The 26,405-nt window shown below is 51.4% G+C and carries 28 protein-coding genes and 1 tRNA gene; 7 read left to right on the top strand and 22 right to left on the bottom strand.

The genetic code is table 11. The features are described from left to right. Positions 1-68: 68 nt before the first annotated feature. Positions 69-1,298, top strand: a complete 1,230-nt coding sequence (locus tag ACLJNW_RS09375; protein ID WP_000036837.1) for an amino acid permease — start codon at positions 69-71, stop codon at positions 1,296-1,298. A gap of 30 nt (positions 1,299-1,328) precedes the next feature. Here ACLJNW_RS09375 and rcnR read toward each other — a convergent pair whose 3' ends face one another. Further along, positions 1,329-1,601 carry a Ni(II)/Co(II)-binding transcriptional repressor RcnR gene (gene rcnR, locus ACLJNW_RS09370; RefSeq protein WP_000019953.1) on the bottom strand — a complete coding sequence of 91 codons (273 nt, stop codon included), beginning with the start codon at positions 1,599-1,601 and terminating at the stop codon, positions 1,329-1,331. Positions 1,602-1,722: 121 nt separating this feature from the next. Between rcnR and ACLJNW_RS09365 the strand changes: the two genes are divergently transcribed. Continuing rightward, the gene (locus tag ACLJNW_RS09365) at positions 1,723-2,547 is read left to right on the top strand and encodes a nickel/cobalt efflux protein RcnA (protein ID WP_000503695.1); all 825 of its coding nucleotides are present in this window, start codon (positions 1,723-1,725) and stop codon (positions 2,545-2,547) included. A 209-nt stretch (positions 2,548-2,756) separates the two neighbouring features. Here the strand turns inward: ACLJNW_RS09365 and ACLJNW_RS09360 are convergent, their stop codons facing one another. The 10 genes from ACLJNW_RS09360 to vapB all read right to left on the bottom strand — a co-directional run bounded on the left by ACLJNW_RS09360 (position 2,757) and on the right by vapB (position 12,532). Further along, on the bottom strand, positions 2,757-3,515 hold the full coding sequence (locus tag ACLJNW_RS09360; RefSeq protein WP_024154713.1) for a transcriptional regulator: 759 nt from the start codon (positions 3,513-3,515) through the stop codon (positions 2,757-2,759). Further along, positions 3,502-4,008, bottom strand: coding sequence for a CaiF/GrlA family transcriptional regulator (locus tag ACLJNW_RS09355; protein WP_000093333.1), 507 nt, complete (start codon positions 4,006-4,008; stop codon positions 3,502-3,504). The genes ACLJNW_RS09360 and ACLJNW_RS09355 overlap by 14 nt, the downstream gene beginning before the upstream one ends. Before the next feature lie 109 nt (positions 4,009-4,117). Beyond that, on the bottom strand, positions 4,118-5,197 hold the full coding sequence (locus ACLJNW_RS09350; RefSeq protein ID WP_024154712.1) for a fimbrial protein: 1,080 nt from the start codon (positions 5,195-5,197) through the stop codon (positions 4,118-4,120). Then, positions 5,194-5,937: a fimbrial biogenesis chaperone StdC gene (gene stdC / locus ACLJNW_RS09345; protein ID WP_024154711.1), complete on the bottom strand. Its 744-nt coding sequence runs from the start codon at positions 5,935-5,937 to the stop codon at positions 5,194-5,196. Before stdC ends, ACLJNW_RS09350 begins: the two co-directional genes overlap by 4 nt. 40 nt (positions 5,938-5,977) lie before the next feature. Continuing rightward, a complete protein-coding gene (gene stdB / locus ACLJNW_RS09340; RefSeq protein WP_024154710.1) occupies positions 5,978-8,467 on the bottom strand; it encodes a fimbrial outer membrane usher protein StdB in 2,490 nt (829 codons plus the stop codon). Between the two features lie 120 nt (positions 8,468-8,587). Then, positions 8,588-9,172, bottom strand: a complete 585-nt coding sequence (locus ACLJNW_RS09335) for a fimbrial protein (RefSeq protein ID WP_024154709.1) — start codon at positions 9,170-9,172, stop codon at positions 8,588-8,590. Between the two features lie 718 nt (positions 9,173-9,890). Beyond that, on the bottom strand, positions 9,891-10,523 hold the full coding sequence (locus tag ACLJNW_RS09330; RefSeq protein WP_023202174.1) for a YfdX family protein: 633 nt from the start codon (positions 10,521-10,523) through the stop codon (positions 9,891-9,893). Between the two features lie 46 nt (positions 10,524-10,569). Then, positions 10,570-11,106: an STM3031 family outer membrane protein gene (locus ACLJNW_RS09325; protein ID WP_001038506.1), complete on the bottom strand. Its 537-nt coding sequence runs from the start codon at positions 11,104-11,106 to the stop codon at positions 10,570-10,572. An 800-nt stretch (positions 11,107-11,906) separates the two neighbouring features. Continuing rightward, a complete protein-coding gene (gene vapC, locus ACLJNW_RS09320; RefSeq protein WP_000911337.1) occupies positions 11,907-12,305 on the bottom strand; it encodes a tRNA(fMet)-specific endonuclease VapC in 399 nt (132 codons plus the stop codon). After that, the gene (gene vapB / locus ACLJNW_RS09315; RefSeq protein WP_000557549.1) at positions 12,305-12,532 is read right to left on the bottom strand and encodes a toxin-antitoxin system antitoxin VapB; all 228 of its coding nucleotides are present in this window, start codon (positions 12,530-12,532) and stop codon (positions 12,305-12,307) included. The genes vapC and vapB overlap by 1 nt, the downstream gene beginning before the upstream one ends. 208 nt (positions 12,533-12,740) lie before the next feature. Here vapB and ACLJNW_RS09310 point away from each other — a divergent pair, with 208 nt between their 5' ends. Continuing rightward, entirely contained in the window at positions 12,741-12,953 is a 213-nt protein-coding gene (locus ACLJNW_RS09310) for a hypothetical protein (protein ID WP_024150980.1), read from the top strand. A 92-nt stretch (positions 12,954-13,045) separates the two neighbouring features. Here the strand turns inward: ACLJNW_RS09310 and ACLJNW_RS09305 are convergent. Both ACLJNW_RS09305 and actS read right to left on the bottom strand, forming a co-directional pair. Continuing rightward, a tRNA-Gly gene (locus ACLJNW_RS09305) sits at positions 13,046-13,119 on the bottom strand. Between the two features lie 79 nt (positions 13,120-13,198). Further along, the gene (actS, locus tag ACLJNW_RS09300) at positions 13,199-13,957 is read right to left on the bottom strand and encodes an amidase activator ActS (RefSeq protein ID WP_000244328.1); all 759 of its coding nucleotides are present in this window, start codon (positions 13,955-13,957) and stop codon (positions 13,199-13,201) included. 264 nt (positions 13,958-14,221) lie between these two features. Here actS and idi point away from each other — a divergent pair, with 264 nt between their 5' ends. Continuing rightward, the gene (gene idi, locus ACLJNW_RS09295) at positions 14,222-14,767 is read left to right on the top strand and encodes an isopentenyl-diphosphate Delta-isomerase (protein WP_000133986.1); all 546 of its coding nucleotides are present in this window, start codon (positions 14,222-14,224) and stop codon (positions 14,765-14,767) included. 75 nt (positions 14,768-14,842) lie between these two features. Here idi and lysS read toward each other — a convergent pair whose 3' ends face one another. The 5 genes from lysS to xerD all read right to left on the bottom strand — a co-directional run bounded on the left by lysS (position 14,843) and on the right by xerD (position 20,945). Further along, positions 14,843-16,360, bottom strand: a complete 1,518-nt coding sequence (lysS, locus tag ACLJNW_RS09290; RefSeq protein ID WP_000003339.1) for a lysine--tRNA ligase — start codon at positions 16,358-16,360, stop codon at positions 14,843-14,845. Positions 16,361-16,369: 9 nt separating this feature from the next. Next, positions 16,370-17,468 (bottom strand): peptide chain release factor 2 gene (gene prfB / locus ACLJNW_RS09285; RefSeq protein ID WP_010989230.1). Its coding sequence is split into 2 segments (ribosomal slippage): positions 16,370-17,392 and positions 17,394-17,468, totalling 1,098 coding nucleotides; the frame shifts between segments, so codons are not numbered across the junction. Between the two features lie 104 nt (positions 17,469-17,572). Beyond that, a complete protein-coding gene (gene recJ, locus ACLJNW_RS09280; protein ID WP_001748681.1) occupies positions 17,573-19,306 on the bottom strand; it encodes a single-stranded-DNA-specific exonuclease RecJ in 1,734 nt (577 codons plus the stop codon). Between the two features lie 5 nt (positions 19,307-19,311). Continuing rightward, on the bottom strand, positions 19,312-20,025 hold the full coding sequence (gene dsbC / locus ACLJNW_RS09275; RefSeq protein ID WP_024154708.1) for a bifunctional protein-disulfide isomerase/oxidoreductase DsbC: 714 nt from the start codon (positions 20,023-20,025) through the stop codon (positions 19,312-19,314). A gap of 23 nt (positions 20,026-20,048) precedes the next feature. Then, positions 20,049-20,945, bottom strand: a complete 897-nt coding sequence (gene xerD / locus ACLJNW_RS09270; RefSeq protein ID WP_024154707.1) for a site-specific tyrosine recombinase XerD — start codon at positions 20,943-20,945, stop codon at positions 20,049-20,051. Positions 20,946-21,057: 112 nt separating this feature from the next. Here xerD and fldB point away from each other — a divergent pair, with 112 nt between their 5' ends. Continuing rightward, complete coding sequence (gene fldB / locus ACLJNW_RS09265; RefSeq protein WP_001055885.1) at positions 21,058-21,579, top strand: flavodoxin FldB; 522 nt, start codon at positions 21,058-21,060, stop codon at positions 21,577-21,579. Between the two features lie 52 nt (positions 21,580-21,631). On the opposite strand, the gene ACLJNW_RS09260 is transcribed toward fldB, so the two are convergent. Beyond that, on the bottom strand, positions 21,632-22,045 hold the full coding sequence (locus tag ACLJNW_RS09260; protein WP_000244761.1) for a protein YgfX: 414 nt from the start codon (positions 22,043-22,045) through the stop codon (positions 21,632-21,634). Then, a complete protein-coding gene (gene sdhE, locus ACLJNW_RS09255) occupies positions 22,026-22,292 on the bottom strand; it encodes an FAD assembly factor SdhE (RefSeq protein ID WP_000351186.1) in 267 nt (88 codons plus the stop codon). Before sdhE ends, ACLJNW_RS09260 begins: the two co-directional genes overlap by 20 nt. Positions 22,293-22,540: 248 nt before the next feature. Here sdhE and ygfZ point away from each other — a divergent pair, with 248 nt between their 5' ends. Continuing rightward, a complete protein-coding gene (ygfZ, locus tag ACLJNW_RS09250; protein WP_024154705.1) occupies positions 22,541-23,521 on the top strand; it encodes a tRNA-modifying protein YgfZ in 981 nt (326 codons plus the stop codon). 115 nt (positions 23,522-23,636) lie between these two features. Here ygfZ and trhA read toward each other — a convergent pair whose 3' ends face one another. Both trhA and yqfB read right to left on the bottom strand, forming a co-directional pair. After that, a complete protein-coding gene (gene trhA, locus ACLJNW_RS09245) occupies positions 23,637-24,296 on the bottom strand; it encodes a PAQR family membrane homeostasis protein TrhA (protein ID WP_000250289.1) in 660 nt (219 codons plus the stop codon). 161 nt (positions 24,297-24,457) lie between these two features. Beyond that, the gene (gene yqfB / locus ACLJNW_RS09240; RefSeq protein WP_001182977.1) at positions 24,458-24,772 is read right to left on the bottom strand and encodes a N(4)-acetylcytidine aminohydrolase; all 315 of its coding nucleotides are present in this window, start codon (positions 24,770-24,772) and stop codon (positions 24,458-24,460) included. A 158-nt stretch (positions 24,773-24,930) separates the two neighbouring features. On the opposite strand from yqfB, the gene bglA reads away from it, so the two are divergent. Continuing rightward, positions 24,931-26,364, top strand: coding sequence for a 6-phospho-beta-glucosidase BglA (gene bglA / locus ACLJNW_RS09235; protein WP_001230141.1), 1,434 nt, complete (start codon positions 24,931-24,933; stop codon positions 26,362-26,364). Positions 26,365-26,405 lie beyond the last annotated feature (41 nt).

Genomic DNA, 26,405 nt, shown 5'->3' with positions numbered 1-26,405 from the left:
CCCAACTGACGCTATTTATGGTAAATTGCGCTTCTTTTTGTGTGTTTTATAGTTGATAAATTCAAATAATGTCTAAAATTTGGTCAAAAGATGAGACTCTCTGGAGTTTTGCATTATACGGAACGGCTGTAGGCGCAGGCACTCTTTTCCTTCCCATCCAGTTGGGATCGGCAGGCGCAATCGTGCTATTTATTACCGCGCTGGTCGCCTGGCCTCTAACATACTGGCCGCATAAAGCGCTGTGTCAGTTTATTCTTTCCTCAAAGACTTCTGCAGGTGAGGGAATTACTGGCGCCGTTACTCATTATTACGGCAAGAAAATCGGCAGTATTATTACCACGCTTTATTTCATTGCGTTTTTTGTCGTGGTATTAATTTATGCTGTGGCGATTACCAATTCCCTGACAGAGCAATTAGCGAAGCATATTCAGATAGATATTCGCATCCGGATGGCAGTTAGCTTCGGCGTAGTACTTATCCTGAATATGATTTTCTTAATGGGAAGACATGCCACTCTTCGCGTAATGGGCTTTTTAGTCTTTCCACTTATCGCTTACTTCTTGTTCCTTTCGCTCTACTTAACCGGAAGCTGGCAACCCTCGTTACTGACCGGGCAGATGTCTTTGGATAGTCACACGTTGCACCAGGTATGGATTTCTATTCCGGTGATGGTTTTTGCTTTTAGCCATACGCCCATTATTTCGACGTTTGCCATCGACAGACGGGAAAATTTTGGCGATCAGGCCATGGATAAATGCAAAAAGATCATGAAGGTCGCCTATCTGATTATCTGCCTGAGCGTGCTGTTCTTTGTCTTTAGCTGCCTGCTCTCCATTCCGCCGTCATACATTGAAGACGCGCGCAACGAAGGCGTTACCATCCTTTCCGCGCTCTCGATGATGCCCAATGCGCCGGCCTGGCTCTCTATTTCCGGTATTATCGTTGCCGTCGTGGCCATGTCGAAATCTTTCCTCGGCACCTATTTCGGCGTCATCGAGGGCGCAACCGAAATGGTAAGAACCACCCTACAGCAGGTTGGCGTGAAAAAAAGCCGGGCGTTCAATCGCGCACTATCTATCATGCTGGTTTCCGGGATTACGTTTATTATTTGCTGTATTAACCCGAATGCCATCTCTATGATTTATGCCATTAGCGGCCCGCTCATTGCGATGATTCTGTTTATTATGCCCACGTTGTCAACGTACCTGATACCGGCATTGAAACCCTACCGTTCAGTAGGTAATTTCATTACGTTGGTCGTCGGTTTACTTTGCGTATCGGTGATGTTTTTCGGCTAAAGTAAAAGATAGCCGGGATATAACTCCCGGCTATTTTATATAAGAATCCAGCACCTTTAATATTACGTCCAGATCTTCTTCACGTCTGGCTTCATCACTCTGATGAACGATATGTTCGGTCAGATGCCCTTTAATCACCTCGCGCATTAAGCCATTTACCGCGCCGCGAATCGCCGCGATCTGTTGTAACACGGCCGCGCATTCATGCGGTTCATCCAGCATTTTTTTTAGCGCTATCACCTGTCCCTGAATCTTGCTGGTTCTGGCTTTAAGCTTTTGTTTGTCCCGGATGGTATGTGACATTGCAACACCTCACTAACATTAACGAATACAAATTATAGCATTACGATGCTACTGGGGGGTAGTATTCCATACTGGGGGGGAGTAGAATGACACCCACATAAAACAACTAAGAATCATTCTCATGGGTGAATTTTCGACACTTCTTCAGCAAGGAAACGGCTGGTTCTTCATTCCCAGCGCCATTTTATTAGGTATTTTGCACGGGCTTGAACCAGGGCACTCCAAAACTATGATGGCGGCTTTTATCATTGCCATTAAAGGTACGGTTAAACAGGCTGTCATGCTCGGTCTGGCAGCAACGCTTTCTCATACCGCGATCGTCTGGTTAATCGCTCTGGGTGGGATGTATCTTAGCCGGGCATTCACCGCACAATCAGTGGAACCATGGCTGCAGTTAATTTCTGCGATCATTATTCTGAGCACCGCGTGCTGGATGTTCTGGCGGACATGGCGAGGCGAGCAGCAGTGGCTGGCGGGAAACCATCATCACGACCACGACCACGACCACGACCACGACCACGACCATCATGGTCACATACATCCGGAAGGCGCAACGTCAAAAGCGTATCAGGATGCCCATGAACGCGCCCATGCTGCCGATATTCAACGCCGTTTTGATGGTCAAACAGTGACTAATGGACAGATCCTGCTATTCGGCCTGACCGGAGGGCTTATCCCCTGTCCGGCTGCGATCACTGTTTTACTGATTTGTATCCAGCTTAAAGCGTTTACGCTGGGCGCCACGATGGTGCTGAGCTTTAGTCTTGGCCTGGCATTAACGCTGGTGACGGTAGGCGTTGGCGCGGCGATAAGCGTTCAACAGGCAGCAAAGCGCTGGAGTGGTTTTTCGACGCTTGCCCGGCGGGCGCCCTATTTTTCGAGCATTCTGATTGGTCTGGTCGGCGTGTATATGGGAATTCATGGCTATACCGGGATCATGCAGTAAATATGTAACGCTTCTGCTCAGGCCGTATCATTCACGTCGGGTTTCATTCCAGAAGCGTTTTTACTTATCAAACGGTATGAAAGGCCATACATTCAGCGTCCCGCCTGAATTCTGTGTTTTACTCCACTACACCACAGGCAAAACATACCCCACCGCCACCGGGTTTAGCCGGAGTGTCAGTGTTTCTGGATAGGGTTGCCGGAGGCGGGTTATTGCGGAGCGATAAACGGAGTTCGCTGCAGTGATTTACAAAACCGGGTACCAAACAGCAGTTCCCGTAATCGGTTCCGCATTCCCAGCTTCACCAGTAACCGGTATTTGTCCTGCCAGATTTGCTTCTCCTGCGTATTCAGCCTTCCACACAACGCTGACAGCCTTCCCCGTCCACGGTAAACTTCCTGAAGCAAGCGTAACTGGGCCAGGCTCACTCCGCATGCCAGTATCTCCCGGTGCATCAACTGGTCCATATAGTTCATCAACCGCTTCGGATTGTTAAATATCGGTGGCACTTCCAGAAAGCCCGTCACCGGAGCCGGAGATAACAAAAAGGCGTCCAGCGCTCCTGTCCTGCGCAGGCGTGCGCCCCCGGCCCACTGTTCACCCCGCCGCCCCCGGATAAGTATCTCCGCCAGTTCCGGCTCCAGCAGCGCCGGGATGCCGCCGTATACCTTCAGTACCACCCGGTCGCTGAAAAACAGCTCATCGCTGATAATCATAACCGGGTAGTCCGGCAGTATCTGTCTCAGGGAATAGAACAAAAAGAGATGTTCACGGGGACGCAGACACAGTATCAGTATGGCCTCCGGTTTCCGACGTAATTGCTGCAACAGAACAGGCTGCCTGTATGCGGTTTCACAGTTGCAGCCCGGCATAAATCTCCGGACCAGGTGTGCCACGGCGATCGTCACCGGCCAGCAGTCACCGTAAACGATAATCTGCCGGGCCGGTATCCGGTTATGTTCCGTCATCCTCATCCTCCTTCTTTTTCAGGATCTTCCCCGCATTTCTGTTACTGCACAGCCGGTTCCACAGTTCATTTGCCATCGACCTGTCACCATTACCGACCCGGCGTTTTGATACCGGCGGCGGTCCGGCTTTTTCACGACGCGTGGACGGGGTGGGACTGTCAAGAACCCGGATAACATAAATCTCATAGCGTCGTGCTTTATTGGGCAGGGTCTGGTGACGGCAGATGCTGACCACCCGCGATGTTTTGCTTCGCAGATAGGCAATCAGGTAGCTGGCCCGTCTGGCCGTGATGTGAAACGCCTCTGCTATCTGGTTACGCTGAACCCAGTTCTGCTGCAACAGGCACCAGTGTGCCACGATGATATACAGGGGCTCGCCGGCATACTGGCGGACACTTACCGGAATAAAACAGGCATCATGGTTGGTCTGTCCGGGATAATGAATATCGTTACCTGAAAAAACTATCTTCCCTTTTGATTTATCAGAAGACATGCAAACTCTCCGTTTTTTTAGTGAAAAAGACCGAGAAGAAAAAAATAATCATAAAGATAAATTTATAGCTATTTTTTAATTAACTATCAGGAAATGGTATTTAATCCTGCTAATTGTAAGTAACAATCACTGTCATTGCGGCTGAAAAAGCACCTGTTTTAATTACCGCACCGGGTATAGCTTCGACCTTTGCTTTATACTGTTTTATAATTCTGCCACCGGCACCGTTATCAAGATGGATAGATCCCATATCTGTTTTCACATTAAATTTAACTGGTGTGTTATTATCCACATCCATTACCGACAGTCTGAAACCATTGTTTTCTTGTTTATTATTCTTAAGAATCACGGTGCTGTCAGCATCTGCCAGTGCCAGACCGTTGGTCCTGAACTCTATAGCCAGTGGGGCGACGAACGGGATCTGCGTTCCGACATTCTGTTGTGCTGTAACGGTGAAAGGTACTTCCCTGGGCACCATGGTTTCCTTATATTCCGTATAAAAATGTCCAAGATTGACAACAGAGGGAGAAATAATAACCCTGCCAGAATTGTCTGGAATAAACCTGATATTAAAGGCAGAAACGGTTAAAGATGTGTAAGGAACAGTTGGTGGCCCAACAGAAATCCCAGGTTGTGTTGGGTTATAGGGTAAAATATGAATCACAGTTGCCGGAATGTTTATGTTCACAAAAGTATTTTTAAAAGAGGATTCGACAAATATACGTAACGTAAGGGTTCCGCTCAGATTATATGTTTTCTCAGGCGCCATCCATTGCCCGAATGTTTTTGACTTGCCCCACCCAGAAAACCCTGCCTGTATCTCCTTCCATGTAAATGTGACTGGCGCCAGACTCCCTTCCTGAGCAATGATATCCATTCCCAAACCGGTACTTTTTAGCGCATTTACTACCTGCCCCATACCGGAAAGATACATAGCTGCGGAGTAACTAAGTGAACCAAAACTGCTCCATTTTGTATAGCAGGTATAACTGATCGGAACGGTAACCCTCTGTAGTTCCTGCCCTTGTAAATATTGTCCTCCCTTCAGACTGATATTCTGAATATTTACATTTCCATTGGCATCACATTTTGACCAGTCATAGTTTGCCCTCGCAGAATCACAGACAGCAAAGAAAAGAAACACACCTGACAGTATCAGTGATTTCATATTGAATAATCGTCCTGTCATGATGTCGCCCCTGCGTCCTTAAACGCGCAGTTCAGGGCATCGCAGGCGTAGCGGTTCATCTGCAGTCCACCGTAATCATCAATATACCCCACCCACAGCGTCCGGGTTTCTGCCGGCAGAACAGCCTTTAAAGGCAGGCTCCCCAGGGGCGGCACCATCACGCCCTCGCGGAAACCGCTGAGCCTGTGGCTGCGGTCTGCTCCCAGCCACGCCACAGTGATGTAGTACGGCGTCGGGTTTCTGAGGGTCAGATGTCCCGCATTCCGCTCAGCAGTCAGCTTTCTTTCCGGCTGGTCACTGCTGCTTCTGATAATGGCTTTCGGACGGTAAAACAGTTTCAGCTGACTCTGCATGGCCAGCTGCAGGACGTTGTCGTCTTCCGGCTTCGGGGGAACGCCCCGCACGTTAAACCAGAACAGTGTTTCCCTGTCCTGAGGGAGCTTATCTGTCAGCCCGCGAACCTGGGTGATGCGGACCTGGGATTTCTGTCCGGCATCAATACGCTGCAGCGGCGGCAGCGCCATCAGCGCATCGGTTCTCCCCCCGTCAGCATCCGTCACCCAGGACTGCGCCAGGAACGGCGTGGTTTTGTCATCGTTATTCAGCGTGATGGCCACCGTTTTCTGCGGCGCATCCATGATAATACGGGTCCGGTCGACATTGACGGCCGCCGGGCTGCACTGGCTCCATGCTGCCGCCAGCGCGAGTAAAATCACACGGCTTCTTCTGCTGTTTTTCACCTGTTTTCTCCGTTAGTCCTGCTCTGTGACAGGGATATTTTTATCTGCAGGGCAGTAACAGCGGCCCCCGACTGAGTGTCACCGTTTCCGGCAGGGTGAGTTTGCACTGCACCCGGCCATCCCAGGACACGTTTAGGGTCCGGCGGTCTTCCCCGCTGAGACCTGTCAGGTAGGCCAGACCGTCATCTCCGACCATCCCCGCGGTTCTGCCGCTTTTCCCGGACACTACCAGAGCGCCAAACGGCGGACTGGCGCCATCAGCCAGTCGGATATGACCGAGCACCTGCTCCCCCTGGCTGGCGTCAATCTTCCGGTAGCCCACCGCGCCCTCCGTCAGCACCTGGCTGATGACGGAGCTGCTGACGTCCACGTCCTCCGGCAGGGCGGCCACATCAACCGAAATATCGCTGCGCCGATAGCTGCTGCCGGCGCTCACCACGCCCACCCCGAAGCGGTTGGTCACCCCGCTGTTGCCGTTCACCGGCACACCGGCCACGTCTCCGGTATCTATCATCATGCGAGGCTCATTCCCGGCCATCGACTGGCTGAAGGCGGCGCCGTGGGCGGTGGCGGTCACCGAGCCGTACCAGCTCAGGCCCAGGCTGCGGTACTGTCCGGGCTGCAGGGTGGCGTCCGCTGCCGCCTGACCCCACGGCAGACGGCTCTGCACGCTGCCGCTAAAGCTGCTGTTACTGCCGGTGTCATAGCGGTTATGACCGGCGCTGATGTTCCATGTGGTATCCGGGTTATGGAAATCGCTGTAATTCACGGTCTGCTGCAGGCCGCCCCGGTTATCCTTCTGCACGCTGTAGCTCACCTGGCGGCTGTCACCCCACGGGATACTGATGGTGGCGTAGACCTGGTTCTGGCTCCCCCCGCCGGTGTACTGGTTACGGGCAAACGACACCGAGGCCGAGAGCCCCTGAAGGTCGCCGAGACTGAACACTTTGTTGAAGCTGAGCATGTAGTTATTGTTGGACTGTGCGTTCCAGTAATTGAGCCGGCTTACCGAGAGGGCCGCGCTCATGTTGAGTACCGGAACGGACTGGCTGTAAGTCACGGTGTAGCTCTGTTTTTCATGCCATGCATCGCCGCCGTCGGTGGCCCGACGCTGCAGGTACTCCGGCATGGAAAGAAAATGGCGGTCCGAAAAGCGGTATCCGACGAACGCCAGGGTACTGCCGGTTTTATCAAACGTTTTGGCATAGTTGATACGGTAGCTGTAACCGGACTGCTTCTGCCCATGCGGCAACCGTGCATCTGAGCGGGTGACGTCCGCAGACAGAGCGCCCAGCAGCCCCATATTCTGGCCGATCCCGAGCGCCGCGGACTGGTAGTCGCCGGTGGAGGCAATGAGGCCGCCATACAGCGACGTGTTGTTAAATGCTCCCCAGGTGGCCTCCCCGAGCAGGAAGTCAGGGCTGACCGTGCTGTTGTTATGCGTCCCGCCGTACAGCGGACGTCCGGCGGCCACCTTATAGCGAACCTGTCCCTGGCGTGCCATAAAGGGGACGCTGGCCGTGTTGACCTGCCAGGTCCGGACGCTACCGTCGCTTTCCCGGACGCTGACATCCAGGTTGCCGCTGATATTCTGGCTCAGGTCGGGAAGCTCAAAAGGCCCCGGCGACACCCGGGTCTGGTACAGAATGCGACCATTCTGGCTGACGGTGACCTGTGCATTACTGTTCGCAATGCCGCTAATTTTCGGGGCATACCCCTGAAGAGAGGGCGGCAGCATGCGCTCATCGCTGGCCAAAGTGAGCCCGGCAAAGCGGAAGGAGTCAAAAATAGCGGAGCTGAGGTACGTCTGTCCGAGCGTCAGTTTTGAGCGCAGTGCTGGCAAGGCACGGAACAGATACGTCTGCGGCAGATAAAAATCGGACTGTGATGCGCCCTGCCCACTGTCAAAACGGCTGTACTGGTAATCGCTCCGCAATCGCCAGGCGCCGAGATTAAACCCGGCGGTGCCGTAGAGGCTGTAGCTGGTAGAGGTTTCCCCCTGCTGCGGCATATAGCGGTTGACCATCAGGCTGTAATCAAGCAGGCCGGCGGTGACGCCGTCGCTCCAGCGTGAAGGGGGCACCCAGTCCGGGTCCTGATAACGCATCCAGGCCTGGGGAATAATGAAGGTCAGACGCTGATTTTCAGCGCTGTACCGTACCTGACTGTCAGCGGAGCGCAGCTCAAGGCATTGCCCGTCCGGGATACCGGTAACGGGTTTCAGGCCATGAATAATCTTATCCTTAAGACCCAGCATGGCCACCATGTCTGTTGTCACACAGATGACGGCCGCGTCGAGTCCGGCAACCGGTACAACCCTGACCGGATACTGTTCCCGTACCGGCTGGTCATTGAGCCAGATATCGAGAATATAGTTACCGGGCGCCACATACCCCTCGCGGCTGAAGGCCGTGAGGTCCACGTTAGACAGGTTCCCGCTGTCCAGCAGGCTGGCATTGAACTCCGTGGCCTGCGACTTCAGGACGGAAAATGTCAGGGTAATCAGAATGGCAAGCCGGGTAATTTTCATGGCATGGCGCTTTCGTGTTGTCGTCCGTGTAACAGACAGCCCGCAGGCGTGGTCAGATATGAAAGCCGCCCGAAACCCTCCGTGGACGGCTTATCCCTGTCGTTATTTACCGCGTAAAAATCACAGGTATTTCAGCTTGTAGGTGACGGAGGCGTTGACATCACCGGGGGTGACGCCAGTGCTCAGGGCAATCAGGCGGGCAAAGAAGTTGAGTTCGTTATTACCATTTTGCAGTTGCTGAGCTTCGCCATCCGGCATCGGGGTGTTGGGCTCGATAATTGTGGAGTTGTCACTTTTTAATAGCTGGACACCAACATGCTCAGCGCTGCCGGTACTGATGTATGCGTGATGAGTGCTGTCTCCCGTGCCAGAAAAAGAAACAGTCACTTTAGACATTAGCCCTGCGGAGCCAGGTACATCGGAGCTACCCGCATCGAAAGCACAGTTCTGCAGGTGAATGGTGAACGGTTTTGAGTCCGTAGTTGCGTCAGCGGTATTCAGTTTACGGTAAGAAATCTGTCCAAACGGAACAGTAATCGCATCGTCACCCGGTGCGACATCACAGGGTGAGTTGGTGATAGTGCCGGTGAAGGTAATTTTACCTGAGCCGAACGGGCCTGCTGTGGGCGTTGTACCGGCGGCAAATACAGAAGCGCCATACATCATACCGGCAGCCGCCATGGCAAGTATTATTTTATTACGCATAGATAATATGTCCTTTGGGTGAATGAGAATTATTTTGCAAAGGCTGAAAACAACTCTGAGGGTATTAATGAAAGCGTTCAGAAAAGATTCGCATGAATAATAAACGCCTGGTGTTAAACGAAGCACCTGAACTTTCCATCGAAAAATATTGATTTCAGCTAATGCCTAATCAGTTGTAAGAAAATTCTCATTCAAATTAAAACAATAAAAATAGATCGATACGATCGATGATTATGATCGTAATTTAAGAATAATCATCAAAGAAATACTTTTTAATGTAATTATAAGCGGGTGAATACCTAACAGACAGATATTCGCAGCGGACATGAAATATTTTGTAATATATTATCGGGAATGTATGTTTTGCTTTTCCATTACACTGGATATTTACAAAACATAATACTAATCATATATAACAATGAAATTACTGGTAGCATAAAAAACTGGATATAACGCAAGTAAAAGGCATTTAATTCCAAAACATTAACTTAATAAATCATTATGAACCATCATAAGTGGAAGGAATAAAAAATAATAAATGAAATGATATTCTTCTGTATTTGTGATGGGCATCACAATAGATATAAATGCAGGTACCCTGACATTACTGAACTTCACGGATGAATTTTAAAAACAATGCCGACAGCAAAGAGCAAACTGGTAATAGCTGTCAGACATAATGCTGCCTGCTGTAATATATACAGCAGGCTGGGGGATATTAATGCGCGGCGTCGTGCTGCACGGGGGGCGTGGGTGATTCCTGAACTGACTGAGAGTCTACAACTATGCCATCCTGAGCTGATTTCAGTAATAGACCTGCCTGATAGTATTTTCCTTCGTTCATCAAGGAAAGCGCTGTGGTCACATCCTTACGGGTTTGCTGAAGAGGAATGAGTTCCTGATTTTCAATAACACTGACGCCTGCTAGTTTCAGGGCCTCTATAGTCCCTTTTTTATCTCCTTCTTTCATTTTCTGGTTTGCTTTATTAATAGCATCATTTTTCTGGCCCGCAGGGAGATAATCTTCTGCTACCGTAATCGATGAATTTATCCGAATATAGTGGTCTCCTTCAACTGGGGCTTTTTTATCTGATTTGACATACAGCTTCCAGTCAGTGCTGTCATCGTTCAGGAGTTTTTCTGCTTGCGCAGCCAGTTGTTCCGCCTTTTGGGTCCGACCATTAAACAACTCGAATCGCGACATTCCGATATCACGCATGGCCTGCCAGGCCTGTCCGGATATCTTGTCATTATTCAGAGTAACGTTATCAGTCATGTTTGTTGCGGCCATAATATTTCCTGAAAACAGGATAAACATCAGCGCAACGCCTGGCATAATATGGCTTTTCATAATCCATCATCTCCACAAAGTAACATTTTTTATCGTATTATCCTATTCAGAACCGGTAACCCACGCCAAGATTAAAGCCGTTGCTATTAAGGCTTCCGCTGTTATGGGTAGCATCAAAATCCGCTCCCTCATAACCCAGAGTTATAGCGACACTACTGACCGGGGTATAAGCCACGCCAGCAGAATAACCATATCCGACCTTACTGTCGGACTCATTTATCCCGTGATCACGCTGATGCAATAATACGGGGCCCACTTGACTATACAGACTTAACTGGTTATTTATTTTCCATGAGGGGCCTGCAAGCAGGGAGTAATAACGGGTTGTTACACGACCATTACTGCTTTCATCGGAATAGCGCTGGCTTCCATTTAGCCATGCAAATGAGGTTGTCAGCCCCCAGTCCGGTGACATTTCATAGTTGTTTGCCAGCCGTACCCCACGCAACGTCCCGGCGTGATTAGTATGGGACTGGGCGTATCCAAGTGAAAATGTACTGGCATTATCGTCTGCCCATACCGGACTGGCTGCAGCAGACAGCAGAACAATACCGGTACTTCCGGCTAATAGCATTTTGTTCATCTTCTTCTCTCCGGTTATTTTACCTGATGCCTTACTGGCATGTATTAAGTTAAAATCTTTCCGTGATAACAAACTATAAATAAATCTTTTAAATTATGAGCACTGTTACGCCAGCAAATAACTTTATCTCCGGCTGTCGGGAGGCTATTCACGAAAATATATCTAGGCCAGAAACAGTATTTAATAATAAATAAACTGGAAAATAAAAACTGACAAAAATAGAAGTTCACTGATATATACCAAAAATAATTTGAGTTGCTGAAAGGCGGCAAGGGAGTGAGTCCCCGGGAGCATAGATAACGCTGTGACCGGGGAGAGCAACAAATCTGCCGGGAGCAGACTTGAACGTCGCGTGCGACGGCCCGTCAGGGCGAGGCCCATGGATGGACTGAGTAATCCGTAGCCAACACATAAGCAACTTGAAGTATGAAGGGTATATAACGGGAAAGAAGGCATATCGGCCTGGTAAATCAACGTCTGTGATTTAAGTTGCAGGAAACGGCTATGGAGAGGGGGATGCGGCAGTTATCGGGCAGTAACGGCATTGTTCAGTGAGTATCCAGGAAAAAAAGAAGGGAGCGGTACTCCCTTCGTAAACATGTCAGAATACGACATTTTGGTACTCTTTTATTTATTATCTGGCCGTAAAAGTTATGCTGTTGGCAGATATCTCCAGTCAACATAAAAAATACCACCAGCTAAAAATGTGATGCAAACCACCATTAAGCAGGTAACCAAATTGACTGTGCCACTAAATCCGGAAAAGAGTTTGAATCCGGGGATAACATCTGATGCAGAAATTAGCACCAGTCTTCGATTCGGATACCCGGAATGCGTTCAAATTCGCGGAGATTGTTTGTGACGACGACCAGTCCGCGGCTACGGGCATGGCCAGCAATCATCTGGTCATAAGGCCCGACAGGTGTTCCCTTGCGGGCCAATTCGGCACGGATTTGACCGGTATGTATCGCTGCCTGTGTATCGTAATCCAGAACCTCAAGGCGGGAGATAAATCCCTCCACGACGGCAAGATTACGCTCCGGCGCCAGGCTTTTTTCAGCACCGTAAATCAGCTCCATTAAGGTGATGGAGCTGATACACATTCGGGATGTATTGAGGTTGAAGCGTTCTCTGATGTGTTCGGGCTTATTTTTGATGGTGAAAATACAAGTATTGGTATCAAGCATGAATTTCAGCATCAGAATCCTTCCCGTTCCTGTACTGCGGGTTGTTCTCTGGTGCTCATAAAATCAGTACTGGCGCCTTCGCCATCGAACCAGCTGTCCCAGGATTCTCCGACTGGAGTAATGATTCTGCTTCTACCAACCGCAATGATTTCGACATGTTTCACATCCTCCGGAAAGGATATCGATTTAGGCAATCTGACTGCCTGGGTCCGGTTACTAAAAAAAAGTGTTGTGTGCATAACTGCCTCCTTTCTGGATATACAACGCGTATATCCATTATGAGTAGAGGCGATGTATATGTCAAAGAGATATACAGGAAAAAATAATCCAGTCACATGACGCGCACTCCGCAGGGCATCCTTGTCCAACCCCGGCAATCGGGGAAAGCGAGTTTCCCCGACTCCGGCATTTCTGAATACATCCAATGAAGGAAATACCATGCAAACAATGCATAAAAAACATATGTGCCCATGGCTTCTGCCCGGTTTGCTCGGTCTGGCTCGGTGTGCGCCAGTACCGCATACTTACGCAGCCATCATTGAGGCAGGATTTTATCCGGAAGGTACAGATCTCCAGCTTGTTCTTAAGATAATTGAGACCGCGCGACAGGAAATCCGTCTGATGGACTATTCCTTCACCTCTTCGGAGGCGGATCGTTAACCAGAATGGGGTTACATAAGAAACGGCAGACGTTCAGACAGGAAAAATTGCTGTAAATTCGTGGAGTTAGTAGACATTAGAAGGTAGTTGTCTGGAGCGGGCGAAGGGAATCGAACCCTCGTATAGAGCTTGGGAAGCTCTCGTTCTACCATTGAACTACGCCCGCTTTGAGATGCGTAAGGCATTATAAACCTTACGCTCTGGTTGGCAAGAGACTTACTGGCTGACTGGCGATTAATTCGCCGTCAGCACTTCGGTTTACTCCCCTGCGGCGGCAGATAACGCAGCGGATCGATGGCCGTCGCCCGGTAGCGAATCTGGAAGTGTAGTCTTACGGATGCGGCATCCGTGCTGCCCATCGTAGCGATTTTTTGCCCCGCTTTAACGCTTTGTCCATTATTAACCAGCATGGTGTCATTATGAGCGTAAGCCGTAATGTAATCTTCATTGTGCTTAATCATGATGAGATTGCCGTAACCGCGCAGCTGGTTCCCGACATAGACAACTTTACCCGCTCCCGCCGCATAAACAGGCGTTCCGCGCGCGCCCGCAATATCGATCCCCTTATTTCCGCCCTCCGCGGTGGAATAAGGTAAAATCACTTTACCGTTAGCAGGCCATACCCAACAACGCTGCCCCACCGGCGGCCAGGAGGATTTTGGCACCGAAGATGACGGTCTGACCGCAGCAGTTTTTGTTGCTGTTTTATTGCTGGTTTTGCGTGTTGAACTGCTACTCTTTGCGCTGCCGCGCACTTTAATTCGCTGCCCCACCTCAATAGTATAAGGCGGAGAAATGCCATTCAGTCGGGCCAGTTCTTTCACGCTGGTTCCCGTAGCGCGCGATATACGATACAACGTATCGCCGCGCTTAACGGTATAGACGGAGCCGGAATACGTTCCTGAGCCGGAATTACTGGAACACCCCGCCAGCAGCAGCCCTGTGCATAACAGCACCGCAATACCCAGGCTATTTTTGTTCAGGCGTCCTGCGCTCAAAACCATTCCTCACTCTATTGACAGACGCCTTATGATAGCAGCCAAATGCCGTATGCCCAATCCATTGACGCCGGAAAGGGTCCGCGCGGATGATGATGCCGCGAATATCCGATATGCCAGCATAATATCGACTCACGGCACAATGGTGCTCGTCTGCGTTCTGTCAGGGCCTGTTTTGGTAATGCCTTTCTTTCTGTTATGCGCTACGCTGATCGTCTGAGTATATGGCCTGGCCATGCTGCCGGGTCATTTTAATTTTCAGGAGCTTTCATGACTGAGGAACATGTCGTTTTATTGGATGAGCAGGATAAGCCTTCCGGCACACTGGAAAAGTATGCGGCTCATACGCTTAATACGCCTTTGCATCTGGCTTTCTCCTGCTGGCTATTTAACGAAGATGGTCAGTTGCTGGTAACACGACGGTCGCTGAGCAAGAAAGCCTGGCCAGGCGTGTGGACGAATTCGGTTTGCGGTCATCCGCAACAAGACGAAACCACCGAAGAGGCGATCATCCGCCGTTGTCGGTTCGAACTCGGCGTGGAAATTACCGATCTCACCCCCGTCTATCCGCACTTCAGCTATCGGGCGACAGATCCAAACGGTATTGTGGAAAATGAAGTCTGTCCGGTATTTGCCGCGCGGGCAACCAGTGTGTTACAGGTTAACAGCGAAGAGGTGATGGACTATCAGTGGAGCGAATTTAAAAGCGTATGGAAAAGCCTTCTCGCTACGCCGTGGGCATTTAGCCCGTGGATGGTCATGCAAGCGTCAGACGAACAAGCGCGTGAACGACTGCTCAATTACTGCCAGCGTTAAAGATTGCCTGATGGCGCTACGCCTGAACAAAGAGATGCCGGATGGCGGCTAATGCCCCATCCGGCAATTTACATCTTATTTCACCGGACGCATCGCCGGGAACAGAATAACGTCGCGAATCGTGTGGCTGTTAGTAAACAGCATCACCATACGGTCGATACCAATTCCCAGACCCGCTGTCGGCGGTAAACCGTGTTCCAGCGCCGTCACGTAGTCTTCGTCGTAGAACATGGCTTCGTCGTCGCCCGCCGCTTTTGCATTAACCTGATCCAGGAAACGCTGCGCCTGGTCTTCCGCATCGTTCAACTCGCTAAAGCCATTGCCGATTTCACGACCGCCGATAAAGAACTCGAAGCGGTCAGTGATTTCCGGGTTCACATCATTACGACGCGCCAGTGGAGACACTTCAGCCGGATATTCGGTGATGAAGGTCGGCTGAATCAGATGCGCTTCAGCGACTTCGTCAAAGATCTCGGTGACGATACGGCCCAGACCCCAGCTCTTCTCGACGTGAATGCCGATGCTTTCAGCAATCGCCTTCGCGGAATCGAAGTTGTCCAGATCAGCCATATCTGTTTCCGGACGATATTTCTTGATCGCTTCACGCATGGTCAGTTTTTCGAACGGCTTACCGAAGTCAAACACTTCATCACCGTACGGAACCTGGGTGGTGCCCAGAACATCCTGCGCCAGCGTACGGAACAGAGACTCAGTCAGCTCGATCAGGTCTTTGTAGTCCGCATACGCCATATAGAGTTCCATCATGGTGAACTCAGGATTATGGCGCACGGAGATGCCTTCGTTACGGAAGTTACGGTTAATTTCGAATACGCGTTCGAAGCCGCCAACCACCAGACGCTTGAGGTACAGTTCCGGCGCGATACGCAGGTACATGTCCAGATCCAGCGCGTTGTGATGGGTGATAAACGGACGGGCAGACGCGCCGCCTGGGATCACCTGCATCATCGGCGTTTCGACTTCCATAAAGCCGCGAGCAACCATAAACTGGCGAATACCAGCCAGGATCTTCGAACGGGTTTTGAAGGTGTTACGGGATTCATCGTTAGAGATGAGATCCAGATAACGCTGGCGATAGCGCGCTTCCTGGTCCTGCAGGCCGTGGAATTTATCCGGCAACGGACGCAGCGCTTTCGTCAGCAGGCGCAGTTCGGTGCAGTGGATAGACAGCTCGCCGGTTTTGGTTTTGAACAGCTTACCTTTCGCGCCGAGGATATCGCCAAGATCCCACTTCTTGAACTGCTCGTTGTAAACGCCTTCCGGCAGATCATCGCGCGCCACATACAGCTGAATGCGGCCGCCTACGTCTTGCAGGGTAACAAAAGAGGCTTTACCCATAATACGGCGAGTCATCATACGGCCCGCGACGGACACTTCAATATTCAGCGCTTCCAGTTCTTCAGCTTCTTTCGCGTCAAACTCTGCGTGCAGTTGGTCTGAGGTACGGTCACGACGGAAATCGTTCGGGAACGGGATACCCTGCTCACGCAGTGCAGCCAGCTTCTCGCGACGTGCCTTCATTTCATTGTTGAGATCGACTACCTCGTCAGCGCCCTGTGCGTTTTGTTCAGACATGTTGATTCCTCATAGCCCTGCTTTCAAACTTGCTTCGATAAATTGATCCAGACTACCGTCCAGTACCGCCTGTGTATTGCGGGTTTCCACCCCAGTACGCAGGTCTTTAATGCGGGAATCGTCCAGGACATAGGAACGAATCTGGCTTCCCCAGCCGATATCGGACTTAGTGTCTTCCATCGCCTGTTTTTCAGCGTTCTTTTTCTGCATCTCCAGTTCATAAAGCTTCGCTTTCATCTGCTTCATGGCCTGGTCTTTGTTTTTGTGCTGCGAACGGTCGTTCTGGCACTGCGTCACGATCCCGGTGGGAATATGGGTGATACGCACGGCGGACTCCGTACGGTTAACGTGCTGACCGCCTGCGCCAGACGCGCGATAGACGTCGATACGCAGATCCGCCGGGTTAATGTCGATATCGATATCGTCGTCCACTTCCGGATACACAAATGCGGAGCTAAACGAGGTATGACGGCGACCGCCGGAGTCGAACGGGCTTTTACGCACCAGACGATGTACGCCGGTTTCAGTGCGCAGCCAGCCATAGGCATATTCGCCGGAGATTTTGATAGTCGCGGACTTAATGCCGGCGACTTCCCCTTCCGACTCTTCAATGACTTCTGTCTTGAAGCCGCGCGCTTCCGCCCAACGCAGATACATACGCAGCAACATGCTGGCCCAGTCCTGCGCTTCAGTACCACCAGAACCGGCCTGAATATCGAGATAGCAATCGGCGCTATCGTACTCGCCGGAGAACATCCGACGGAATTCCAACTGCGCCAGTTTCTCTTCCAGCGTATTCAGTTCCGCGACGGCTTCGTTAAACGTCTCTTCGTCGTCAGCTTCTACCGCCAGTTCCAACAGCCCGGAAACGTCGTCCAGCCCCTGAGTCATTTGATCAAGCGTATCGACGATCGCTTCGAGCGATGAACGCTCTTTTCCCAGCGCCTGCGCGCGCTCAGGTTCGTTCCAGACATCCGGCTGTTCCAGCTCGGCGTTTACTTCTTCCAGACGCTCTTTCTTAGCATCGTAGTCAAAGATACCCCCTAAGAACGTTGGTGCGTTCCGTGAGGTCCTGAATGCGGTTATTCACCGGGTTAATTTCAAACATGGTCTGATTTCTTTTATTTGACTTGTCAAAATGCAGTTATAAGGGCGAAATATTAGCGGATTTCGCCCCTTAATTACAGCGAAAGTGTTGTTAAATCGCCCCGATCATAGCGGCCAAATATCATCGATAATAATCTGTAAACTACGGTTGCCGCGAAACTCGTTAATGTCCAGTTTATAAGCCAGTTCTACCTCCCGCACGCCGTTATCCGGCCAACAGGTCGTATCAATATTAAATGCGATGCCATCCAACAGCGGGCCGCCGCCGACGGGCTCCACCATCACCTTGAGGTGGCGCTCGCCCACCAGACGCTGCTGTAGCAGACGGAAACGACCATCGAATAACGGTTCCGGGAACATTTGCCCCCACGGTCCGGCATCCCGCAACAGTTGCGCCACTTCCATAGACATCTCCGCCGCGCTTAATGGACCATCGGAGATCACCTCGCCTTGCAACAGGGCAGGATCGAGCCATTCCGTCACCAGCTCGCCAAAACGTTGCTGAAACTGCTCGAATTTATGCTCTTCCAGCGACAATCCCGCCGCCATCGCATGACCGCCGAACTTGATCATCAGATCAGGGTAAAGGGTATCCAGCCTTTCCAGCGCATCGCGCATATGCAGCCCCTGAATCGAACGACCTGAGCCTTTTAGCGTGCCGTCGCCCGCAGGCGCAAAGGCGATCACCGGGCGGTGAAAACGCTCTTTAATGCGCGACGCCAGAATTCCGACCACGCCCTGATGCCATTCAGGATGATACATCGCCAGACCGCCCGGAAGCGTTTCACTACTGCGCTCAAGCTTTTCGCACAGGATAAGCGCTTCCGCCTGCATCCCCTGCTCTATTTCTTTGCGCGTCTGGTTAAGCGCATCCAGCTCGCTGGCCAGAACACGCGCTTCGCCGAGGTTGTCGCACAACAGTAACGCCACGCCAACGGACATATCATCCAGCCTGCCGGCGGCATTCAGGCGAGGCCCCAACGCGAAGCCTAAATCACTGGCGGCAAGCTGCTGCGGATCGCGATTCGATATCTCCAGCAACGCTTTAATTCCCGGACGGCATTTCCCGGCACGAATACGACTTAGCCCTTGCCAGGTCAGAATACGGTTGTTGGCGTCCAGCGGCACAACGTCTGCTACCGTTCCCAACGCCACTAAATCCAGCAGCTCCGCCAGATTCGGCGGCGCGATGCCACGCTCGTCGAACCATCCTTTGTCGCGCAAAAATGTTCGCAACGCCAGCATCAGGTAAAACGCCACGCCGACGCCCGCCAGCGACTTAGACGGGAATTCGCAGTCGCGCAGATTGGGATTAATAATTGCTTCGGCATCCGGCAACGTGTCGCCAGGCAGGTGGTGATCGGTCACGATCACCGAAATCCCCAACGTCTTTGCATGCGCTACGCCGGCGTAGGATGAGATGCCGTTGTCTACGGTGACGATAAGCTGCGCGCCGCGCGCCTTCGCCTGATCGACCACTTCCGGGCTTAAACCGTAGCCGTCTTCAAAGCGATTAGGCACCAGATAACTGATGTTGTCACATCCCAACGCACGCATTCCCAATACGCTTAGCGCAGTACTGGTCGCGCCGTCGGCGTCAAAATCGCCAACAACAATAATGCGGGTACCTTCGCGAAAGGCGTTGTAGAGGATCTCCACCGCGTTATCTATGCCGCTAAGCTGTTGCCAGGGCAGCATTCCTTTCACGCTGCGCTCCAGTTCGCGGGCGCTACGAACGCCCCGGCTGGCATATAGACGTCGTAGTAATGGAGGAAGATCGGCGGGGAGTTCCGCCGTCTCATCAGCCTCGCGCCGACGAAGTTGTCTCTGTTGTTTCACGCGTATTATTTACCACTGGTCTGTTTTTGATGCTCATCAAGAAACGCTTTCATCTCTTTCGGTCCCTGATAGCCAGGCACCACATAGCCGTTACTCAATATAATGGCTGGCGTACCGCTGACGCCCAACTGCACGCCCAACGCATAATGATCAGCAATGTTCACGTCACAGCTTGCCGGTTTCACGCCCTTACCTGCCATGGCGTCATCAAACGCTTTGTTTTTGTCTTTGGCGCACCAGATAGATTTCATATCCTGCTCCGCCTGGCTTTCCAGCCCCTGGCGCGGGAAGGCCAGATAACGTACCGTGATCCCCAGCGCGTTATAATCTTTCATCTCTTCATGTAGCTTATGACAATAGCCGCAGGTGATATCGGTAAAAACAGTAATGACATGTTTCTCATCCGGCGCTTTATAGACGATCATCTCTTTTTCCAGCGCATTTAGCTGGCTCATCAGCAGTTTGTTCGTCACGTTTACCGGATGCGCGCCGCTTACGTCATACATCGGCCCTTGAATAATATGTTTGCCGTCATCAGTGACGTACAGTACGCCGCTGTGAGTGAGGACGGTTTTCATCCCTGCCACTGGCGAGGCCTGAATTTCCGTACTCTGAACGCCCAGCTTAGCCAGCGACTGACGGATAGCCACATCATCCGCATGGGCCACGCCTGAAAACGCCGCCGCCAGTAAAGTGAACATCATAAAACGCTTTTTCATAAACTATCCTTTCCTGTCAGCACTCATGCCCGCGGATGGTGCTGTTGATGAAGTTGACGCAAACGCTCCGTTGCGACATGCGTATAAATTTGTGTCGTCGAAAGATCGCTATGCCCAAGTAGCATTTGTACAACGCGCAAGTCGGCGCCGTGATTCAGCAAATGCGTGGCGAAAGCGTGACGTAAAACATGCGGCGATAGTTTTTCGCTATCGATTCCAGCCAGTACCGCATAATGTTTAATACGGTGCCAGAAGGTCTGCCGCGTCATCTGCTGCGCACGCTGGCTGGGGAACAATACGTCAATCGATACGCCATTGAGTAACCAGGGACGCCCATGCTCCAGATACGTTTCCAGCCAATATACCGCCTCTTCGCCTAACGGCACCAACCGCTCTTTATTGCCTTTACCGATAACCCGCACCACGCCCTGCCGCAGACTGATATCGCTCATTGTCAGCCCCACCAGTTCCGACACGCGCAAACCGGTGGCATACAGCACTTCCAGCATAGCTTTATCGCGCAACTCCAAAGGTTGATCAATAAGCGGCGCCTGCAAGAGCCGCTCAACCTGCGCCTCGCTAAGGTCTTTCGGTAAACGCTGCGGAAGCTTAGGCGAGGCCAACTGCGCGCTCGGATCATCCTCACGATACTTTTCACGGTACAGATGCTGGAAGAAGCGCCGCATAGCGCTTAACAGGCGTGCGGAGCTGGTCGCTTTGTATCCGCCCTCCACCCGTTCAGCCAGCAGCGTTTGTAAATCATCAGCCTGCGCCGTCGCAAGCGTTTTTCCGCGATGATGCAACCACGCAACGACCATCGATAAATCGCGACGATACGCTCTTAATGTATTTTCCGCCAGATTTCGTTCCAGCCACAGGGCATCCAGAAACTGCTCAATACGCGCTAAATCCTGTTCCATTCGCGCTCCCTACTTCACGCTTACTTTTGGTGCATTATGCCTCATTGTGCCGTGAATGCAGTGATTCTGTTACACTACCCGCAACGCTATAGCAGAATCGAGATGTAACGTAATGAACATGGGTCTTTTTTACGGTTCCAGCACGTGCTACACCGAGATGGCCGCAGAGAAAATTCGCGATATCCTCGGCCCGGAGCTGGTGACATTACATAACCTCAAGGATGACGCCCCCGCCTTAATGGAGCAGTACGACGTGCTCATTTTAGGCATCCCCACCTGGGATTTTGGCGAAATTCAGGAGGACTGGGAAGCCGTCTGGGAGCAACTGGACGATCTCAATCTGGAAGGCAAAATCGTTGCGCTTTACGGTATGGGCGACCAGCTCGGCTACGGCGAGTGGTTCCTGGATGCGCTGGGTATGTTGCATGACAAACTTGCCCTCAAAGGCGTTAAATTTGTCGGCTACTGGCCCACAGAAGGCTACGAATTTACCAGCAATAAACCGGTCATTGCGGATGGGCAACTGTTTGTCGGCCTGGCGCTGGATGAAACGAACCAGTACGATCTCAGCGATGAGCGTATACAGACCTGGTGTGAACAAATTCTCGGCGAAATGGCCGAACACTACGCCTGAAACCTTACTCGCTGTACTTCCCTCTCGACGGAACCGCGTTTACGCCGTTCCGTCAGTGTTGGCCTGATATCGGCTGCTGTAACAGTATCCGACGCAACTCACGCCATTCCGCTTCTTCCATGCTATCCGCCGCCAGCCATAAATGCTGATGACGTCCAGACTCTGCGCGTAAACGCAACACCATCCCGCTCTTCAGTAACCAGGGCGGACGCAAGAGCGTCCAGTCCTGCCCCTGCCAGCGTAAGCGACCGTCCATGAGTAGCTTGATCTCTCCCTGGCAGGTATTAATCCTGCGCTGGCTACGTACACAGTCAAACACGACCAGCGACAGTAGTATCATCCATAACGGGGTATAACTCAGCGGCCAGGGCATCAATAAAATCACCGCAGAAACCAGCCCATGAATGAGCAATGAGATCCACTGAGCGCGCCATGAGACGCGTAAATCAGATTGCCACAGGACCACGTTCCCGATTCCGTGTCTGAATGAGTCGGACCATCTGTTCCAGTTCAGCGTCAGCCGGTTTACCGTGATTCATTAACCAGTTAAATAAATCCGGGTCATCACTCTGCAACAAACGGACAAAAATACGCTTTTCTTCATCACTTAAACTATCGTACTCATGTTCAAAAAACGGCATGATGGAAATATCAAGTTCGCGCATACCGCGACGACATGCCCAGTGAATACGTGCTTTATTGTGAATATCCATGTTCTTCCTGCCTCGCGAAAATGAAGTACCGGGCTATTGTAACGTGTTTTTGGCGTTGTTTTACGGGAATCTCAGTAATCTGGAACGCGATCGCGAAATAAAAGCTGGGAATCAATATGTTCATCCATTTTGGATACCGTCTCGCAAAACGATCAATCCGCTCTCAATGGGCTATTTAAAGCACTTGCAATGACCGATGGCTCTTTTACCATTAACCATTATTGTTGCAGCTAACCAGGACATTATTTATGGCTTTTATCTCCTTTCCACCACGTCATCCTTCATCGTCAGCCCGCCTGCCGCTGACGCTGATCGCGCTTGACGACTGGGCGCTGTCGACCATTACCGGCGTAGACAGTGAAAAGTATATTCAGGGCCAGGTCACCGCTGACGTAAGCCAGATGACTGAACAGCAACACCTTCTCGCCGCCCACTGCGATGCTAAAGGTAAGATGTGGAGCACTCTGCGCCTGTTCCGTGAGCGCGACGGTTTCGCCTGGATTGAACGCCGTAGCGTGCGTGAAGCGCAATTAACGGAGCTGAAAAAGTACGCCGTATTTTCCAAAGTGGTCATCGCGCCAGATGACGAACGCGTATTGCTTGGCGTGGCCGGTTTTCAGGCCCGCGCGGCGCTGGCTAATGTCTTTAGCGAACTGCCCAATAGCAAAAATCAGGTGGTCAGAGACGGCGCCTCCACGCTGCTATGGTTTGAACATCCTGCGGAACGATTCCTGCTTGTCACCGATGTCGCGACGGCCAACATGTTAACGGAGAAGTTGCATGGCGAAGCCGAACTGAATAACAGCCAACAGTGGCTGGCATTGGATATTGAAGCAGGCATTCCGGTGATTGACGCGGCGAACAGCGGTCAGTTTATCCCCCAGGCGACTAACCTACAGGCGCTGGGCGGCATCAGCTTCAAGAAAGGCTGCTACACCGGACAGGAGATGGTCGCACGGGCAAAATTCCGCGGCGCCAATAAACGCGCGCTTTGGTTGCTGGCGGGCAAAGCCAGCCGGGTACCGGAAGCAGGAGAAGATCTGGAGCTACAGATGGGCGAGAACTGGCGTCGTACCGGCGCTATTCTGGCGGCGGCGCAGTTAGACGACGGTCAGTTACTGGTTCAGGCCGTCATGAATAACGATTTAGAAGCCGAAAGCGTCTTCCGCGTTCGCGACGATGCCAACACCCTGCATATCGTCCCGCTGCCCTACTCGCTGGAAGAGTGATATCACGTTAAAAGCCGGATAGCCTGATAGCGCAACGCCATCAGGCTCGCACGTGCTGTTCTCGTAGGCCGGATAAGGTACGACAGCGCCGCCATCCGGCACGGGCATCCGGGAATTACGCCTGTCCCACATACAAATAGATGGCCAGGAAGTGGCACACGCTGCCGCCCAGCACAAAGCCATGCCAGATGGCGTGGTTATAAGGTATACGTTTGCAAACATAGAAAATTACGCCCAGCGAGTAAACGACGCCACCTACCGCCAGCAGCGTCACGCCGCCTATCGCCAGCTTAATCGCCAACTGATAAACCACTATCAGCGACAGCCAGCCCATTGCCAGATACGTAACCAGTGAAAGCACTTTAAATCGGTGCGCAATCGTCAACTTGAAGAGGATACCGAATAGCGCCAGGCTCCAGATCACAATCATTAGTCCGCGCGCCAGCGGCGAATCCAGACCTACCAGCAGAAATGGCGTATAGGTTCCGGCAATGAGCAGATAGATAGCGCAGTGATCAAATTTCTTTAACCAGATTTTTGCCCGCTGATGAGGAATGGCATGATAAAGCGTTGAGGCAAGAAAAAGCAGGATCATGCTCCCGCCATATAAACTGTAGCTGGCGATAGCCGTCATACCCGCATTCGCCTCTACCGCCTGAACCAACAACAGCACCAGGCCGACAATACCAAATACCAATCCAATGCCGTGGCTAATACTGTTGGCGATTTCCTCAGCCAGCGAATATCCCTGCGTCATTAATGGTTTTTGCACCATAACTTACTCCGGAGAAACGTTCATAACGATGAACTGCGCCTCTAGCGTAACTGAGAATGGTTCCAGTGAACACATGTTAGCTAAAAATAAATTCGCAAAATTAAATTTTGCTTATTATTCAATAAGTTAATTACAAAAACTCAACTAACACGCGTTCATATTTATCGAAGGCATTTAAAATCAATCACATAAAATTGCGTCTGGTTGGGATAGATTTCAGCAATGACCCGTTTCAGCTCATCAAGCGACATATTTTCCTGTTGCGCATGTTTTTCGTTCAGCGTATCCAGCGTCACAGTTGACGTTCCTGTCACTTCGATTGTGCAAAAATAGCCATCATCTTCGAACCGCCCCACGCGTAGCACATCGCCTGCTTTAAAGTGGGACTCGGAGGCATCACGAATAGTGATGGTTTTACGCCCTGCCAGAATGTCATTCTGGAAACGTTGAAAGAAAGTAATGTCATTTGGCTGCATGTGGTTATCCCCCTGAATATGACCCCTTGAAGTGGATGTTACGATCTGAATGTGTTCTTGCCCCGACACGCGAGCACCCTGGAATTTTGCGTACGCTTTACATGTCATTTGGTGCAGAATGAATGATAACAGACTAAATAAATTGAGATTATGCAACAATGAGAAAACTCACCCTGCCAAAAGATTTTTTATGGGGCGGCGCGGTTGCCGCCCACCAGGTTGAAGGCGGCTGGAATAAAGACGGTAAAGGCCCCAGCATCTGCGACGTGCTAACCGGCGGCGCACACGGCGTGCCACGCGAAATCACCCAGAATGTCGTTGCTGGGAAATACTATCCGAACCACGAGGCGGTGGATTTTTACGGACATTACAAAGAAGACATCCGTCTTTTCGCCGAAATGGGGTTCAAATGCTTCCGTACCTCTATTGCCTGGACGCGTATCTTCCCGAATGGCGACGAATCCCAGCCAAACGAGGCCGGTCTGAAATTCTACGACGACATGTTTGATGAGTTACTCAAATACAACATCGAACCGGTCATTACCCTTTCCCACTTTGAAATGCCATTACATCTGGTACAGCACTACGGCGGCTGGACCAATCGTAAGGTCGTTGATTTCTTTGTCCGTTTTGCTGAAGTCGTGTTTGAACGCTACAAACATAAGGTCAAATACTGGATGACCTTCAACGAAATCAACAATCAGCGAAACTGGCGCGCGCCGCTGTTTGGCTACTGCTGTTCCGGCGTGGTGTATACCGAGCATGAGAATCCAGAAGAAACCATGTATCAGGTCTTACATCATCAGTTTGTCGCCAGCGCGCTGGCGGTAAAAGCGGCACGTCGCATTAACCCGCAGATGAAAGTGGGTTGTATGCTGGCGATGGTCGCGCTGTATCCTTTCTCCTGTAAACCAGAAGATGTGATGTTTGCTCAGGAGTCGATGCGTGAACGCTACGTCTTTACCGATGTGCAGCTGCGCGGCTATTACCCGTCCTATGTGTTGAACGAGTGGGAGCGCCGCGGATTTAACATCAAAATGGAAGATGGCGATCTTGAAGTGCTGCGCGAAGGCACCTGCGATTATCTTGGTTTCAGTTATTACATGACCAACGCGGTCAAAGCCGAAGGCGGTAGCGGCGATGCGATTTCCGGTTTTGAAGGCAGCGTACCGAACCCCTATGTTAAAGCCTCTGACTGGGGCTGGCAGATTGACCCGGTGGGCCTGCGTTATTCATTGTGTGAACTGTACGAACGCTATCAAAAGCCGCTGTTTATTGTCGAAAACGGTTTTGGTGCTTACGACAAAGTAGAAGAAGATGGCAGCATCAACGACGACTATCGCATTGACTACCTGCGCGCCCATATTGAAGAGATGAAAAAAGCGGTGACTTACGATGGTGTCGACCTGATGGGCTACACGCCGTGGGGCTGCATCGACTGCGTGTCGTTCACCACCGGTCAGTACAGCAAGCGCTACGGCTTCATCTACGTGAACAAGCACGATGACGGTACGGGCGATATGTCGCGTTCGCGTAAGAAGAGCTTCAACTGGTACAAAGAGGTGATTGCCAGCAACGGCGAGAAGCTTTAACTCCTGCACGTTACCCGCCAGTCGGCGGGTAACACTTTGAA

It is taken from the genome of Salmonella sp. SAL4457, assembly GCF_046548235.1.
In the GTDB taxonomy this organism is placed as follows: domain Bacteria; phylum Pseudomonadota; class Gammaproteobacteria; order Enterobacterales; family Enterobacteriaceae; genus Salmonella; species Salmonella enterica.
The sequence above is the reverse complement of the archived record's forward strand: the minus strand, read 5'-3'. Positions and strand labels throughout refer to the sequence as shown.

What these genes read in the sequence shown, in the direction of transcription:
- ACLJNW_RS09375 (WP_000036837.1), top strand. Translation starts at nt 69, where the DNA reads ATGTCTAAAATTTGGTCAAAAGATGAGACTCTCTGGAGTTTTGCATTA.
- rcnR (WP_000019953.1), bottom strand. Translation starts at nt 1,601, where the DNA reads ATGTCACATACCATCCGGGACAAACAAAAGCTTAAAGCCAGAACCAGC.
- ACLJNW_RS09365 (WP_000503695.1), top strand. Translation starts at nt 1,723, where the DNA reads ATGGGTGAATTTTCGACACTTCTTCAGCAAGGAAACGGCTGGTTCTTC.
- ACLJNW_RS09360 (WP_024154713.1), bottom strand. Translation starts at nt 3,515, where the DNA reads ATGACGGAACATAACCGGATACCGGCCCGGCAGATTATCGTTTACGGT.
- ACLJNW_RS09355 (WP_000093333.1), bottom strand. Translation starts at nt 4,008, where the DNA reads ATGTCTTCTGATAAATCAAAAGGGAAGATAGTTTTTTCAGGTAACGAT.
- ACLJNW_RS09350 (WP_024154712.1), bottom strand. Translation starts at nt 5,197, where the DNA reads ATGACAGGACGATTATTCAATATGAAATCACTGATACTGTCAGGTGTG.
- stdB (WP_024154710.1), bottom strand. Translation starts at nt 8,467, where the DNA reads ATGAAAATTACCCGGCTTGCCATTCTGATTACCCTGACATTTTCCGTC.
- ACLJNW_RS09335 (WP_024154709.1), bottom strand. Translation starts at nt 9,172, where the DNA reads ATGCGTAATAAAATAATACTTGCCATGGCGGCTGCCGGTATGATGTAT.
- ACLJNW_RS09330 (WP_023202174.1), bottom strand. Translation starts at nt 10,523, where the DNA reads ATGAAAAGCCATATTATGCCAGGCGTTGCGCTGATGTTTATCCTGTTT.
- ACLJNW_RS09325 (WP_001038506.1), bottom strand. Translation starts at nt 11,106, where the DNA reads ATGAACAAAATGCTATTAGCCGGAAGTACCGGTATTGTTCTGCTGTCT.
- vapC (WP_000911337.1), bottom strand. Translation starts at nt 12,305, where the DNA reads ATGCTGAAATTCATGCTTGATACCAATACTTGTATTTTCACCATCAAA.
- vapB (WP_000557549.1), bottom strand. Translation starts at nt 12,532, where the DNA reads ATGCACACAACACTTTTTTTTAGTAACCGGACCCAGGCAGTCAGATTG.
- ACLJNW_RS09310 (WP_024150980.1), top strand. Translation starts at nt 12,741, where the DNA reads ATGCATAAAAAACATATGTGCCCATGGCTTCTGCCCGGTTTGCTCGGT.
- actS (WP_000244328.1), bottom strand. Translation starts at nt 13,957, where the DNA reads ATGGTTTTGAGCGCAGGACGCCTGAACAAAAATAGCCTGGGTATTGCG.
- idi (WP_000133986.1), top strand. Translation starts at nt 14,222, where the DNA reads ATGACTGAGGAACATGTCGTTTTATTGGATGAGCAGGATAAGCCTTCC.
- lysS (WP_000003339.1), bottom strand. Translation starts at nt 16,360, where the DNA reads ATGTCTGAACAAAACGCACAGGGCGCTGACGAGGTAGTCGATCTCAAC.
- dsbC (WP_024154708.1), bottom strand. Translation starts at nt 20,025, where the DNA reads ATGAAAAAGCGTTTTATGATGTTCACTTTACTGGCGGCGGCGTTTTCA.
- xerD (WP_024154707.1), bottom strand. Translation starts at nt 20,945, where the DNA reads ATGGAACAGGATTTAGCGCGTATTGAGCAGTTTCTGGATGCCCTGTGG.
- fldB (WP_001055885.1), top strand. Translation starts at nt 21,058, where the DNA reads ATGAACATGGGTCTTTTTTACGGTTCCAGCACGTGCTACACCGAGATG.
- sdhE (WP_000351186.1), bottom strand. Translation starts at nt 22,292, where the DNA reads ATGGATATTCACAATAAAGCACGTATTCACTGGGCATGTCGTCGCGGT.
- ygfZ (WP_024154705.1), top strand. Translation starts at nt 22,541, where the DNA reads ATGGCTTTTATCTCCTTTCCACCACGTCATCCTTCATCGTCAGCCCGC.
- trhA (WP_000250289.1), bottom strand. Translation starts at nt 24,296, where the DNA reads ATGGTGCAAAAACCATTAATGACGCAGGGATATTCGCTGGCTGAGGAA.
- yqfB (WP_001182977.1), bottom strand. Translation starts at nt 24,772, where the DNA reads ATGCAGCCAAATGACATTACTTTCTTTCAACGTTTCCAGAATGACATT.
- bglA (WP_001230141.1), top strand. Translation starts at nt 24,931, where the DNA reads ATGAGAAAACTCACCCTGCCAAAAGATTTTTTATGGGGCGGCGCGGTT.